Here is a 15,500-nt window from a genome sequence, read left to right as displayed (position 1 = left end):
TAATAGATAATGTATAGCAATATGGTCTGCTTTCAAATTATTATTGATTTTCACTATTCCTAAAGATAGTTAATTCTTTATCCAAGCATTTTACGAGCTTTCGGTAATTGGAAGAAACGGTTGTAGCAGTTGTCCCATATTCCTTTGCAAGTTGACTTTGAGTTGCAGGGGTTTCGGAGAATGTATCCTGCACAAGATAATCTATAGCCGCGGCATAGGAGCCAAGCTTTTTAAATGTCGGATTCTCCTTTAAACAGTAATCGTTCCAGAGCTTAATGCCGTTAGTAATCATTTGCTTATCCATTCCCTTTACCTGCATATGATTCGAGAAGAGATCTGCAACCATTTCCTGCGCTGGGTTTGGCCAATCAAACTTCGTGTCCTCGAATACCAGGATATTAGCTAAAAGCTCTGGGAAGTTTTCTGCTAGGCCACCTTCCATGCTAGCATATGATTTGGTCATCGCTATCACTTTTTCTCTGTCCTTATCAAACAGTTCTACCATTGTAAACAAGAAGTTGTGGTAACCGATATATGGAACGGTAACACCAATAGCTAGATTACCTGCTTTAAAGTCATCCTCTTCCGTAAACGGAATCGTATAGCTTTCATTTGTTAAGACATCACGTAAATGAGCTTTCTGTGCTTCTTGATCAACGGAAAGAATGTCGAACAGACCAGGAACCGTGTTTGCCCATGTAGCGAATGTGTTTTTGGTGTTCGTGTATCTCATTTTGGACGCCTGTTTTTGATAAAAGGTATCAAAAATTGTTTGCTCATTCTTCGAGAATGGAAGATTCGGTATTGCCCAAAACGTTAGTCCGGCCATATAAATTTTAGATAGTTCCTCATTCTCACCGATGAAAGATTGAGGATACTTTAAAGTTAATTCCTCCAACTCCGATTCGTATTGTTGCATGGCAAATGAAATTAATTTTATATGGAAATTCTCTAATTCTGAATTGTAAACTTCAGGACTTATTGTAATAACATTGGAAGATCCACAGCATTTTTTATACTTTTTTCCACTTCCGCAAGGACATGGATCATTTCTTTTTGGCTTATTCAAAGTAATAGCCCCTCCTACTATAGTAATCTCTTTTAGATACACACACTTATTATAATTTAAGCCCATCAAAGGGGACATCAGTGGTATTTGATAAAAAGCGAAAGCAGATAGAAAAGTCTTAAGCTTTTCTATCTGCAAGAATGACGAATAATCTATTTGTTCATCTTGATACGAATTAAGTTTTATTCAAGCTTTGACTTCGGTGTATAATCCTGCTTTTTTTATTAATGTAGAATCAACAATCAAATACATTCTGGAACGATAACAAGTCCATTATACCATCATTTGCTGGTGATGACGTTACCGTATTAAAAGATAAAATTTTCTAACGTTAATTTAGCTGTATTTTCCATGTTAAAAAAGGAATATATTTCTAAATAATCTTTTCCTAAAACACGATTCATCACAAAACGGCATTAATTATTGAAAAAAATATAAAAAAAGTGATTGAATTTCAAATCCCTTGGTACGCATGGGTTTAATTGGTATAAAACTTTTAAAAAGGCAAAATGTAATCGTTTACATATGGTGAAAACGGCTTAGAAATGTAATCTGAATTTTATGTTAACATCTTTTTTGTGATATAATATCGAACACAGATAAAGAACCTGTTTATGTAACGATTCTTTATGATGTATGACAAATAAGAGAGAGGAGCTGTTGTGATGACAAGGAATGGATTCCCAAAACAACAGGGCCTATATCGACCTGATTTTGAACATGAGGCATGTGGTATAGGCATGATTGCGAATATTAACGGCAAGAAAACTCACAATATTGTCCAAAACGCGATTAATATTCTGTGCAATTTAGAGCATCGTGGAGGACAATCTGCAGACACAAGCACTGGAGATGGAGCAGGAATTATGACACAAATACCTGACCGATTTTTCCAAAAGCAGTGTGCGAAGGAAAACATCGCTCTTCCGCGAGAAGGAGACTACGGGGTAGGGATGGTATTTTTACCTCGTGACAGACAGCTTCGTATGACGTGCAGAAAAATAATTGAACGTATTGTACAAGAAGAAGGGCAAGCCTTTTTAGGCTGGCGTCCTGTTCCTACAAATGAATCCTTCATCGGTATTGTCGCGGCAAAAAGTATGCCCGCAGTCCGTCAATTTTTCATCAAAAAGTCGGATGCTATAAAAGATCAAATGGCTTTTGAACGTAAACTCTACGTCATTCGGAAATGTATTGAGAAAGTCGTAGCAGAAGAACAGCAATACGAAGATGTCTATGTTTGCAGTTTATCAACACGTACGATTGTCTATAAAGGGATGCTTATTCCAGAACAATTAGATGCCTTTTATATTGATTTGAATCATCCGGAGTTTAAATCTGCTTTAGCACTCGTGCATTCACGCTTTAGTACAAACACTTTTCCTAGCTGGAAAAGGTCTCACCCAAATCGATACACCATACACAATGGAGAATTTAATACGTTACGCGGAAATGTAAATTGGATGCAGGCTCGTGAAAAGCTTTGTCAGTCTGAATATTTCACCGAGGAAGAGCTAGAGAAAATCCTGCCTGTACTCGATGTTGATGGCAGTGATTCATCCATTTTTGACAATACCTTTGAATTTCTGCATCTCTCAGGAAGGTCACTCGCACACAGTGCAATGATGATGGTTCCGGAACCATGGTCGAATGATGCGATGATTCGCGAGGAAAAGCGCGATTTCTATGAGTATCATAGTACGTTAATGGAGCCGTGGGATGGACCGGCGGCACTTGTATTTACCGATGGGAATCAAATCGGAGCATGTCTGGATCGGAATGGACTCCGCCCTGCAAGGTATTATGTAACTAAGGATGGCATGATTGTCCTTGGTTCTGAAGTAGGGGCACTGGATATTTTTGCGGACGATATTTTGTATAAAGATCGATTGACGCCAGGGAAAATGCTGCTCGTTGATTTGGAAAAGGGTGTTATTATTCCAGATGAAACGATTAAGATGCAAATCGCATCTGAACAGCCTTATAAGAAATGGCTGGAAAATAAAATCAATCTGGAGAATCTGGCGGACGCGCATCAGAAAGCGCCATTGTATCGTGGGGAGGAATTGGTCCAGCAGCAATTAGCATTTGGCTATACGCGTGAAGAGCTAACTAAAATTATGAAGCCGCTTGTATCGGAAGGAAAGGATCCGATTGGCTCCATGGGCTATGACTCTCCGCTCGCTGTATTATCGAAAAAGCCGCAGCTTCTGTATAACTATTTCAAACAGCTCTTTGCACAAGTAACGAATCCACCACTGGATGCGATTCGAGAAAAAATTATTACGATGGTAGAAACAACAATAGGAGCGGAAGGAAATCTCGTCCAGCCTACAGCAGAAAACTGTAGACATATTCGGCTTAAAACACCTATTTTACGAAACGAGGAACTTGAGAAAATTCGTGAGCAGCAGTTGGAGGCATTTCGGACCATAACACTGTCTTGCGTTTTCGATGCACAAGAAGGGCAAGGGAAAATGGAAGCGGCCCTCGAAGCTTTATTTGACAAAGCGGATTCGGCTATCGATGCAGGAGTTACATTACTGATTCTCTCAGATCGAGGAGTTTCAGAAGATAAAGCAGCGATTCCTGCATTACTAGCTGTATCCGGTTTGCATCATCATTTAATTCGTAAAGGAATTCGAACAAAGGTAAGCCTGCTTGTAGAGTCTGGTGAACCCAGGGAAGTGCATCACTTTGCTGCGTTAATTGGATACGGAGCAGAAGGGATTAATCCGTATCTAGCACTAAATACCTTTACTGATTTAATGGAAAAAGGTGAATTGGAAGTTGTTACGGAAAAACAAGCACACAAAAGATACGTAGCTTCCGTTACAGACGGGATTATTAAAATCTTATCGAAAATGGGCATTTCAACGATTCAAAGCTATCGTGGTGCACAAATATTTGAAGCGGTCGGTATTCGTGATGATGTGATTGACAGGTATTTTACTGGAACAGCTTCACGACTTGGTGGGATTGGCTTGGATATGATTGAGAAAGAAACGCTAATAAGACATGATGTTGCCTTCCAAGCAAATCGAGTAGGGAACCATAACCTGCCAGCGGGAGATGAGTTCCAATATCGTGAAAATGGTGAAGATCACCAGTATAATCCGAGGACGATTCAAACATTGCAGCATGCTGTCCGCTGCAATGACTATGCACTGTTTAAAACATATTCGAACATGCTGACGGATGAAACAAATAATCTCCAATCTCTTCGTGGGATGGTCCGTTTTAAAAAGCGTATCCCCGTACCGGTCGAAGAAGTTGAACCAATAGAAGAAATTGTTAGGCGTTTTAAAACAGGGGCCATGTCCTTTGGATCGATTAGTAAAGAGGCTCACGAAGCCTTAGCTATCGCAATGAACCGCCTCGGTGGCCGTAGTAATACAGGAGAAGGTGGAGAAGACCCGAATCGTTTTATCCAGGATGAAAATGGAGATTTGCGAAGAAGTGCAATCAAGCAGGTTGCCTCGGGACGTTTCGGGGTAACGAGTAATTATTTAGTTAATGCCGATGAGATTCAAATTAAAGTCGCCCAAGGGGCGAAGCCGGGTGAAGGTGGCCAGCTGCCAGGTGAGAAAGTATATCCGTGGGTAGCAGAGGTTCGTGGTTCCACCCCTGGTGTTGAACTAATCTCCCCTCCGCCACATCATGATATATATTCGATTGAGGACCTTGCTGAGCTGATTTTCAATTTGAAAAACGCTAATCCAAGTGCTCGTATTAGTGTGAAGCTCGTTTCAGCAGTTGGTGTCGGAACAATTGCAGCAGGTGTTGCCAAAGGCCGTGCTGACCATGTTGTAATTAGTGGCTATGATGGTGGAACAGGAGCTGCACCGCGCACAAGCTTAAAGCATACTGGGCTGCCTTGGGAAATTGGTCTAGCTGAAACACATCAAACGCTTCTTTTAAATGGCTTACGTGACCGAATTACCGTAGAAACAGACGGGAAAATGATGACAGGAAGAGATGTAGTCATTGCTTCCTTACTAGGTGCAGAGGAATATGGTTTTTCAACAGCACCCCTCGTTGCGCTTGGCTGCGTTATGATGCGTGTCTGTCATTTAGATACATGTCCGGTAGGGATCGCAACGCAAAACCCGGAATTAAGAAAGAAGTTTAATGGTGACCCGGAACATGTTGTTAATTTTATGCGATTCATTGCTGAAGAAACAAGAGAGCTAATGGCAGAGCTTGGTTTCCGAACGATTAATGAAATGGTTGGAAGGTCGGATGTGCTCGAGGCAAACAAGCTAGACCATTGGAAAGCAAAGGACTTAGACTTATCGGCCTTGCTCTATCGTCCAGAGCTTCCATTTCAAATCGATAATTATGCAACCAAAAGTCAGGATCATGGTATTGAGAAGACATTGGATTATCAAGAGCTTATTCCGATTTGCGAAACAGCAATTGAGGAAGGAAATCCAATTGAATTTACCGTTGCTATCCGGAATATTAACCGAGTTACAGGTACACTTCTCGGTAGTGAAATAACAAAACGCTACGGTGAAATGGGCTTGCCGGAGGATACGATTAAATTGAATTTTAATGGATCTGCTGGTCAAAGTTTTGGCGCATTTATCCCGAAAGGAATGGCGCTTAACCTGATTGGTGATGCTAACGATTTTGTTGGTAAAGGGTTATCCGGAGGTAAAATTATTGTTAAAACAGCTCCGTCTGTAACGTTCCGACCAGAGAAAAATACGATAATCGGAAATGTAGCATTTTACGGAGCATCGAGCGGTGAAGCTTATATTCGTGGGATTGCCGGCGAACGATTTGCAGTGAGGAACAGCGGTGCCACGATAGTAGTAGAAGGTATTGGTGACCATGGCTGTGAATATATGACAGGTGGAACAGTTGTCATCCTTGGTGAAACTGGAAGAAACTTTGCTGCTGGGATGTCTGGTGGCGTAGCTTATGTGTTTGATGAAGACAACACATTCCGTGATCGGATTAATCCAGCCATGGTAAATGTCGGCAGGATCGATGACCCAGAGGAATTAGATGCCATTTATCAACAAATCGAAAAGCATATTAGCTACACAGACAGCGCTCATGCTACACGAATACTTGCTTATTGGGAAAGTTATTCTAAGCAGTTTTTCAAAGTTATTCCAAAAGCTTATGTAAGAATGAGAGAACGAATTAATTACTTGTTAGATAGCGGTTTAGATAGATTGGAAGCAGAGATGACTGCTTTTGAGGAAAGCAAAAGTAACGTTGCAGAAAAGAAGAATCGGAAAATCAAAATTATGTAAAGGTGCGTATCAGAACAATAAAAGGAGGGGGCATTAAATGGGGAAAGTAACTGGATTTATGGAATACGAACGGAAAGCTCGTCCAGGTAGAAATCCTAAGGAGCGAATACAGGACTGGAATGATTATACGATACCGATGACAGACGAAGCGGTACAGCAGCAAGGAGCACGTTGCATGGATTGCGGTGTGCCAACCTGCCACTCTGGTATGGAAATTAACGGGGTAACCTCAGGGTGTCCCGTTTACCACCTTATCCCAGAATGGAATCAGCTCGTATACGAAGGGAAATGGAAAGAGGCGCTAGACCGCGGGCATCAGATGAATAATTTCCCTGAATTTACAGGGATCGCATGTCCGGCACCATGTGAGGGGGCATGTGTCCTTGGGATTAATGAACCAGCTGTTGCAGCTGTTGCTATCCGGACGGTGGAACGTTCGATTATTGAAAAAGGATTTGCTGAAGGGTGGGTAGTTCCCGAACCTCCAAAAATCCGTACAGGGAAGCGCGTTGCTGTCGTTGGTTCAGGACCAGCAGGACTTGCCGCTGCAGCTCAGTTAAATAAAGCAGGGCATTCCGTAACCGTATTCGAGCGTGATAAGCGTGTTGGTGGGCTACTAACTTATGGAATTCCAGAAATGAAGCTTGCATATGAGGTTGTAATAAGACGTGTGGCGATTTTAGAGCAGGAAGGCATCGAATTTGTTACCAACACAGAGGTTGGAAAAGATATAACAGTCGATGAATTAAAAGCTGATTTTGACGCAACCATCCTATGTGGTGGTGCTACCCTCCATCGCGATATGCCAGTTGAAGGTAGTGATTTGAAAGGTATTTATCCTGCCATGGACTTTTTACATGCCAATGTGGAAAGCTTGCTCGATTCCAATTTAGAGGATAAGAAATATATTTCTGCCGCGGATAAAGACGTTATTGTAATTGGTGGGGGAGATACGGGAACCGATTGCTTGGCAACGTCTGTAAGACATAATTGCAGGAGCCTCACACAGTTTGATATCTATGAAAAGAAAAACCTACTACGTGATGAAGAGACAAATCCATGGCCGCAATATCCAAAAATCCATCGTATCGAGTATGGACATATGGAAGCAGAAGCGTATCAAGGGGAGGATCCAAGAGCGTATGCCGTGCAAACAACTAAATTTGTTGGTGACGAAAATGGTCACGTAAAAGAAGTGCATACGATAAACGTTAAAACACGTTATGAGCGTGGGAAAAAGGTTCGTGAAGCAGTTCCTGGAACCGAAAAAGTATGGCCAGCAGACCTTGTGCTAATTGCCATCGGATTTAAAGGACCTGATCAAGATTTGATCAAGCAGCTGAAGGTAGAAACTACGAAAAGTACTACTGTAAAAGCAACCTACGGCAAGTTCACAACGAATGTGGAAGGTATATTTACGGCTGGCGACATGCGCCGAGGACAAAGTTTAATTGTATGGGCGATTAACGAGGGGAGAGCATCCGCGAGAGAATGCGACCGCTATCTAATGGGAGAAACGAAACTACCATAAAGGAAGTAGGAAGGCATGCTGTAATTGTGCAGCATGCCTTTTGGTGTGTTTAGGGTTATATTGTGAATTGATTGGAATTAAACGTATGGTGAATCGGTAATAATAGTATTGGAGCCAAACGGAGATGGAGCGATAAAAATGAAAATGGAGCCAAATTGAAGTGTGACGGTGCAATAATAAAGATAAAGGTGCTAAAGTGTTGTGCGGTGGAGCTATTAATTAGGATTATAGAGCGGTATCTCCAACAAAAACCATTTGCTACGAAAGGTGAGATAGAGTAATATGTACTATAGAAAGAAGTAGCAATGAAGCGAAATGAGGGTATACAATGAGTAAAACATCCATTTATGGACTGACATATAAGCAACTTACCGAATGGCTCGTTGAGCGTGGTGAGAAACGTTTCCGCGCTGATCAGGTCTGGAATTGGTTGTATAAAAAGCGGATTTCAAACTTCAGTGAGATGCGAAATGTAAACAAAGACACCATTGAATTGCTGGAAGAGAACTTTGTCCTGCATACGCTTGGTGAGGAAATCAGGCAAGAATCGAAAGACGGTACAATCAAATTTTTATTTAAACTATCCGATGGTAATTTAATCGAAACGGTTCTCATGCGTTTCCCATATGGATTATCTGTCTGTGTAACGACGCAAGTAGGCTGTAATATCGGTTGTACATTCTGTGCAAGTGGTCTTCTGCCAAAAAGCCGTGACTTAACAAGTGGAGAAATCGTTGAACAAATTATGAACGTGCAAAAGCATTTGGACACGAAAGGTGAAGGGGATCGTGTTAGTCATATTGTTGTAATGGGAATTGGTGAACCACTCGATAACTATAAGAACTTGATGGACTTCCTGTATGTTGTTAATGATGATGGTGGTCTGAACATTGGAGCACGACATATTACGGTATCAACTAGTGGACTTGCTCACAAAATGTATGAGTTTGCAGATACAGACATCCAAGTAAATCTTGCTTTATCTTTACATGCACCAAACAACGAGCTTCGTTCCCGAATTATGAAAATCAACAAAGCATTTCCGATTGAAAAGCTCATGAAGGCTGTTGACTATTATTTAGAGAAGAAGAACCGAAGAATCACGTATGAGTATATTATGTTAAGAGGTATCAATGATCATAAAGAGGAAGCAATTCAGCTTGCTAACCTAATTAAAGACCATCGCCACCTAGCATATGTAAATCTAATACCGTACAATACGGTTGATGAGCATAGTGAATACCAGCGAAGTGAATCTAGTTCCATCCAGCAATTTTTTGAAACACTGAAAGCAAGAGGGATTCATTGTGGTGTCCGTTGGGAAAATGGTGCTGACATTGATGCTGCTTGTGGACAATTAAGAAGTAAACAAATTAAAAAATCAAAAGCAATGTAAAAAAACAGCGCCAGTCTAACGTGGCGCTGTTTTTTATAACCTTTCCACAGCTTTATCCACATCTTGAACAGAAACTGCCTCATCCTGCATCACAGCAACTTGATTTCTGCCAAGTCTTTTAGATTGAAGGAGTAGATCGTCAGCATGGATGTATGCTTGCTTCATACTTAACTTCTGATTCGTTTTGAAATAATACATACCAAATGAAGCGGTATAATAGATGGTTGTATCCTCCGATTTATACTCCGCTTGTGCTGGATTAGCCGCTACATCACGATGTATCTGCTTGAGTAGCTCAACACATGCAGAAAAATCGCGATTCCGAAGAACAATCGTAAATTCCTCCCCACCACTGCGGAATAAAAAGTCACCTTCATCAAGGTGGCTTTTTATTGTATTTGCAAAGTGCTGGATGACAGTATCTCCGACAGTATGGTTAAATGTATCATTAATGATTTTAAATGTATCAATATCGGAGACGATAAGCGCAACATTTTCTTCCGTATGGTTTAATTCATTCATAATTTTATTCATATAGCTACGGTTATGCGTTTTTGTTAAGAAGTCTGTATAAGCCATCTGTTCAAAGCGGTCTCGCTCCATTTTGTGCTGTATGCTTTGATTTTTAATGGCCGCAGATCGACTAACAAGATAGTTGAGGACAAACAAGGCAATGACTGCTTCCCAATGCTGTTCTACAAGGAAAATAAACAATAGTCCATTGGATAATGCCATTTTTAGCGTATCAAAAATGCTTCTTCCTTTGATAAAATTAATCGCATCCTGCCTCGAACCTATATTCCCTGTTAACTTAAATACAGACAACAATAATAGGGACGATATGAAGTCCGTGAATGCAATAATAGCAATAAGGAGTCCCCAAAAACCAAATGGAATTCCCTCAACGTACGGATAAAGTGCATAAAATATGAAATAGCCAATCGTATGGAGGAGTGCTGGTCCTCCAATATTATAAAAGGTATGTAAAAATTCATCTTCGTCCGCGGTACCTGTTCGTTTGCGGTAAAAATAGATGTAAAAGCGATTAATAATTTCAAATAAAAATAGTCCCAAAGGCCCGGTTATTAGGATAAAGGAGAATCCGTAGGAAATACTGTAATCAACATTTACATTTCCTGTTCGGACAATTGTTTTCAAATGGGAATAGAGGGTTGTGAATAATAAATAAACGAGGAAAAATTGTATGTATAGAGACAGGTCTAAGTCAATTGGGCCAGAGACAATAGCTACAGTTAACGAAATGATAAATATACTAGCGATATAAACCTTAAGTTTGTTCATTTGTAGTATTACCTCCAACAAAAAATATAAACGAATATAATCACTGAAATAGAACTAGGTAATTAAGACTAATTTTAAGTCTATCATATCATAAAAAAGTAAAAAAATGCTAAAAAATTTAATTATTTCCGTTTTTTTCGTAACAGTAGCTGTAGAAATTAATAGATTTTGTTTTTATGACAGTGTTCGTGTAGATGGGAGAAGTATAACTCGTTCATTTTAGAGGGAGTGAGATGGCAGGTTTAGAGTACTGCCATCTGATAGTATTGCACGGGATGATTAAGCTCGTTTATGAAAAATAAACCAATTGATAGCTATAAAATATCCTATAATGGGGGAGATTCCATATCCCATTAAAATCACAGGAAAATTCCGGAAAAATGTTGTTATTATTGTCGTGATGAAGTATAAACCTAAGCTAATCGATGTTAATTTTCTTTTTTCTGGAGGAGAAAATAAAAAAGGAATAATAAGAATCAAAAGTGAAATGAAAGCAATAATAAACCAGCCTAATCCTAAACCTTTCGCCATAAACAAGATATCCTCCACATATGGGACAGGTGATAAACGATCTAACTGAATCCAAGAAATGATAATGAGAGTTAGTGGGAGAAATAGTAAAACAAAGCGAATCCTATTTACGTTGTATAAAAGTAAGATACAGCTTGATAGTACAAATGCCGTTACTGCTGATGCATCGGGCTGTAACACTAATAAAATCGCAGTATTAACAACAATTATATAGGAAAGCCACCATTGATTTTTTGCTACTAATGCACCTAGTAAGATAAGCAGAAATGGCAATAATATACTAGATGCATAAAGGCTAATCGGCCCCAAAGAAATCCATCTATGAACGCCTTCAATCCCCGCGTCAACAAAGGTTAATCCCAACAAAACGTAAATAGCAATAATTTTAAAGTAGTTTTTTGCTCTGGTATTTGGAACGCTTTTTGTCTTTTTAGCCATTAAAAAGGACAAAAAGACGAAAAGCTTTGCAGCGATAAGGTTCTGTATCCAGATACTTGTTGGAATATCGTTTAACAGCATAACAAAAGCACCAATGAAAACAGATGGTAGAGCGATTAGAGGTAAATAATTAATATGGAACATGGAATTCTCCTTAGAAGGTATTGATAAAGCCAGTAACAATATAGCATAGGCTGTACTCTTTTATACAATTTTAGCAGATAGATTCTATGTGAATCGAATATTGTTTTCCTTTAAGGTCACAGTATCTGCTAGTAATAGCAGTTGCACTAAATTCCTTCCTAATTGATATCTTATCTGAAAGATAAAGCACACACACTATTTTTCCTAAATCAAATCCAGCATACTTATCGAAGTTTCTGAGTTCGGTAATGACAGTTCACGTGTGTCAGAATCTAGCAAAGGAAACTCAAACGAACAATGCTTCTATTTCAATATAACTTTTGAAACGTAGGAGAGGGGAGAATTAGAAGCAAATGCCAGAGCAGTATATTTTCACCTGATTTTAACAAATTCCCACTTGATTACAAAAGTGCACACATGTATACTTTAATAGTAAAGTTGTTTGCAATAAAGAAAACATGTAAACAAATACGTTTGCATGTTGATGTAATAACGAATACAAAATGTAAACAAGTATACATAAAAGAATACATCGATAGACTCATTGTGTATTCTTTGGAAAAAGATTAATCTATTGATAGATGGAAAAAAGAGAGGGGATTTACAAAAATGGTGAAATCGAGAGTTGCAGCAGTGGATGTTGGAAACGATGCACTGAAAGGGAACTTTGGTAAATTAGAAAATGAATTATACATTCCGAATGTGATTGCACCTGACTTAGAGGATCGTCCTGTTATCGGAATCGAAGAGTTAGATGAAAAAGAGGTCTTGGATAATATTCATATCCGCGTACATTCCCCTGCTTTAGATGAAAATAATATTGTTTATCGCGTAGGGAACCTTGCAACAAAAACGAGCAATTCACAGGAGCTCGATCCAGGTAGCAGTAAATCGGAAGAAGACCAAACGTTAGTTATGCTTTTTGCTGCTTTAGCATTGGATGCAGTATCTACAAAAGATTTTAATGAAAAAAATGATGTGATTGATGCGACGTATACATTAGGGACAGGTCTTCCATTAAGAGAAGTAAAAGATGGAAAAGATGTGGGCTATCGCTCCCAACTACTAGGATCTGTGCACCAAGTGGAATTCCTTGTTACGCCGAAGCATCAAGGCAAAAAGGTAAATATTAAATTCGATGAAGTAAAAGTGTATCCAGAAGGATTTGCAGCATATGTCAATTTGATTATGGATAATGACTTAAAAGTTATTAATAAGGAATTGATCGATAAACAAATTTTAATCCAGGATATTGGTGGCTTATCGACAGATATCGCTGTCATTCGTAATCGAAATGTGGATGATGACAAGGCGCAAGGATTCAATTTAGGTGTCTCTGAGTCATTAGAAGCAATACGTGAAGAAATTCGCTCACGACATGGCGTGGAATTGGACAGCCGTCGTGATGTAGTCGACATTATTACACGAAAAAATGATCGACACCACATCATGGTGAAAGGAAGCAGAACGAACGTCCATGATATTACCGATCACATACTACTTGATTTGGCGAAAAAAGAATATCGCTTCCTAAGAAATGTCTGGGCCAAAAACTCACAATCTGAAATTTGTTATTTTGTAGGTGGCGGTTCTGCCGTATTGAAGGATTACATTAAAGCATTAAATAATAAACTGGATGGCTACAATATCGAATTCTTTGAGGATGAGAATGAAAGCATCTGGATGATGGCAAATGCATACTATAAGTTAATCACCGATTTTATTCGTAAAACAGAGAAAGATACAAAGGAAGAAAAAACGACCGCAAAAGCAAAATAAATAGGGTGAGATCATGTCGAAAAATAGTATAGAGCGTGGACAATCAATCACATTTCGTGTCCCCTCTGATACACCTGATTATCTATTAAAACAATTGCAGCATTTGAAGGAAACAGAGCGCAGAAATTTTTCTAGCACAATTGCGGGTTTTGTCCTAAAGGGGGCAGGTGAAACCTTCAAACGGGAAAGGGAAACGATTACGATTCCCTTGCCGAAGCAACTAACGAAGGAGCAAAGGAGCTGGCTGAAGCATGAGCATTCAGAAGCGCTTATCGGCAGCTTGCTTCATCAATTACTAAGTGATCCGCTGCGTGCAACGACTTTGTTAGCTGGGCTGAATCATAATGTTGCCGACTTGGATGAAGCATCGTACGTTCAAGAGGCACCGATCGAAGAGCCAGCTAGAAACATGGAAGCGGAAATTAACTTGGGTGATGTTGATTTGGATGGTTTGAATCTACATGATGAGGAATTCCCTGAAGAAGAAGAGGATGATGATCCATTAGGTGATTTCTTCTCAAGTATGAACAAATAATGTGGACTCCATTTAAGATAGATTTTATATGATACTAATGGAGAAAAAGATACAAATATCGGATAGGATGAGAATCTTATTCGATATTTTTTTGTTTTTAAAAACTTTTTGCTTTTGAAAAAGGTATATATAGTAAAGACCAGTAGAAGAAGGGGGTTATGCTGTTGGGTGATCAGGAAGCAAAACTCATCAAGAAAATTAAAAAGGGAAATCAACAAGCGTTCAAAAAGCTATATGACATCTACGCGGATTATTCTTTGCGAACAGCCTACGCCATAACAAACAATGCGAGCGATGCATCTGATATCGTTCAGGAAACATTTATCAAGGTATTCCGAAACATTGATTCCTATGATAGCAAAAAGCCATTTAAGCCATGGTTTTATCAAATTTTAGTCAATGAATCGAGAAGATATATGAAAAAGAAGACGAGGGAAGCAGTAAGTGTTGAATCCGAACAACTATTAGACCATTTGAATCAACATGAAACCGAACTGCAGGATTATGAACAACTTGAGATAGCGATGGAGCAGCTGGATGAGCATCATCGAACGATTTTAGTTTTAAAGTATATCAATGGGTTTTCAGAGAAGGAATTGGCTGACATGCTGCAATTAAACATTAACACCGTTAAGTCGAGGCTGTATAAAGCTAGACAAAGATTAAAAGCAGTCATAGGGGGTGCCCAAGATGAGTAGAGACAACTTCGATAAGAAAATTGAATTATTATTACAACAACAGACAGAGGAAGCCACCCATTTAAAAAAGGAAACATGGAATAAAATTAGTGATGAATTATTCCAGAACTCATCCCCATCCGGGCGAACAGCTAGAAGCAAACCTAAAAAGAAACGGAAAGGATTGGTTGTTGTGGGATTAAGTACAGCAGCAGTAATTACGCTATTGTTATTCGGGACGCTAACTGACCAAGGGCAAGCAATGTTCCAAAACCTAAAGGAAATGTTTGTTGACGAGAAGCAGGAAGAAATTGAACTGGAAGGACAAAAAGAAGAGACAAATGTTCAGCTGGAAACAAATGAGGAATTACGCTATATCATTTACGTTGATGAAGAGCGTTATAAGATGGTAGAGGGAGAAGAAAGTGACCGAATTGAACTGATCGAACCATTGGAAGATAGGTATCCAGATGTCTATATGGAAATAACGCGGATTGAGGATACAACAACCGAAGAAGTCGTCGCAGCAATTAAAGCTGAGATTGAACGTGATGAGAAAATGGAATTACGAAGAGAAGAGCGTGTAACAGAGCCAATCGAAGCGGAAATGGTTCAAGGGATGGGACTTGAGTATACAAACGATGCAGGCAAAACAGGGCATCAGTGGGATACACCTATCCACAGGTATTACGTTACAGACGAAGATGAGGGGCAAGTGTTTGTGATTAAGCAAGTATACTTCCTAGAAGCAGCAGAAGGACATGGAGCAAGGTTTCACTATATGCTGGAAAGCTTTAAGGTAGTTAAATAATCGTCGGTAGAAGGTGA

The 15,500-nt window shown here is 39.4% G+C and carries 10 protein-coding genes; 7 read left to right on the top strand and 3 right to left on the bottom strand.

The genetic code is table 11. The features are described from left to right. Positions 1-40 precede the first annotated feature (40 nt). Complete coding sequence (locus tag F1560_RS14180; protein WP_187773733.1) at positions 41-1,069, bottom strand: YecA family protein; 1,029 nt, start codon at positions 1,067-1,069, stop codon at positions 41-43. A gap of 665 nt (positions 1,070-1,734) precedes the next feature. Between F1560_RS14180 and gltB the strand changes: the two genes are divergently transcribed. The 3 genes from gltB (at position 1,735) to rlmN (ending at position 9,266) form a co-directional block, all read left to right on the top strand. Next, complete coding sequence (gene gltB, locus F1560_RS14175) at positions 1,735-6,339, top strand: glutamate synthase large subunit (protein ID WP_149475285.1); 4,605 nt, start codon at positions 1,735-1,737, stop codon at positions 6,337-6,339. A gap of 37 nt (positions 6,340-6,376) precedes the next feature. Beyond that, the gene (locus F1560_RS14170; RefSeq protein ID WP_149475284.1) at positions 6,377-7,870 is read left to right on the top strand and encodes a glutamate synthase subunit beta; all 1,494 of its coding nucleotides are present in this window, start codon (positions 6,377-6,379) and stop codon (positions 7,868-7,870) included. A gap of 328 nt (positions 7,871-8,198) precedes the next feature. Further along, the gene (gene rlmN / locus F1560_RS14165) at positions 8,199-9,266 is read left to right on the top strand and encodes a dual-specificity RNA methyltransferase RlmN (RefSeq protein WP_149475283.1); all 1,068 of its coding nucleotides are present in this window, start codon (positions 8,199-8,201) and stop codon (positions 9,264-9,266) included. A gap of 33 nt (positions 9,267-9,299) precedes the next feature. Here the strand turns inward: rlmN and F1560_RS14160 are convergent, their stop codons facing one another. Together F1560_RS14160 and F1560_RS14155 are read right to left on the bottom strand one after the other, a co-directional pair. Next, positions 9,300-10,568 carry a GGDEF domain-containing protein gene (locus tag F1560_RS14160; RefSeq protein WP_149475282.1) on the bottom strand — a complete coding sequence of 423 codons (1,269 nt, stop codon included), beginning with the start codon at positions 10,566-10,568 and terminating at the stop codon, positions 9,300-9,302. A 279-nt stretch (positions 10,569-10,847) separates the two neighbouring features. Continuing rightward, positions 10,848-11,681: a cell division protein gene (locus tag F1560_RS14155; RefSeq protein ID WP_149475281.1), complete on the bottom strand. Its 834-nt coding sequence runs from the start codon at positions 11,679-11,681 to the stop codon at positions 10,848-10,850. 609 nt (positions 11,682-12,290) lie between these two features. On the opposite strand from F1560_RS14155, the gene F1560_RS14150 reads away from it, so the two are divergent. The 4 genes from F1560_RS14150 (at position 12,291) to F1560_RS14135 (ending at position 15,483) form a co-directional block, all read left to right on the top strand. Beyond that, complete coding sequence (locus F1560_RS14150) at positions 12,291-13,460, top strand: ParM/StbA family protein (protein WP_149475280.1); 1,170 nt, start codon at positions 12,291-12,293, stop codon at positions 13,458-13,460. Positions 13,461-13,473: 13 nt separating this feature from the next. Beyond that, positions 13,474-13,995, top strand: coding sequence for a hypothetical protein (locus F1560_RS14145; protein WP_149475279.1), 522 nt, complete (start codon positions 13,474-13,476; stop codon positions 13,993-13,995). Positions 13,996-14,153: 158 nt separating this feature from the next. Beyond that, positions 14,154-14,693, top strand: coding sequence for an RNA polymerase sigma factor (locus F1560_RS14140; protein ID WP_420874401.1), 540 nt, complete (start codon positions 14,154-14,156; stop codon positions 14,691-14,693). Beyond that, positions 14,686-15,483, top strand: coding sequence for a hypothetical protein (locus F1560_RS14135; protein WP_149475277.1), 798 nt, complete (start codon positions 14,686-14,688; stop codon positions 15,481-15,483). The genes F1560_RS14140 and F1560_RS14135 overlap by 8 nt, the downstream gene beginning before the upstream one ends. Positions 15,484-15,500 lie beyond the last annotated feature (17 nt).

The sequence above is a fragment of the Oceanobacillus polygoni genome (assembly GCF_008304605.1).
Classification (GTDB): Bacteria; Bacillota; Bacilli; order Bacillales; family Amphibacillaceae; genus Oceanobacillus; species Oceanobacillus polygoni.
The sequence above is the reverse complement of the archived record's forward strand: the minus strand, read 5'-3'. Positions and strand labels throughout refer to the sequence as shown.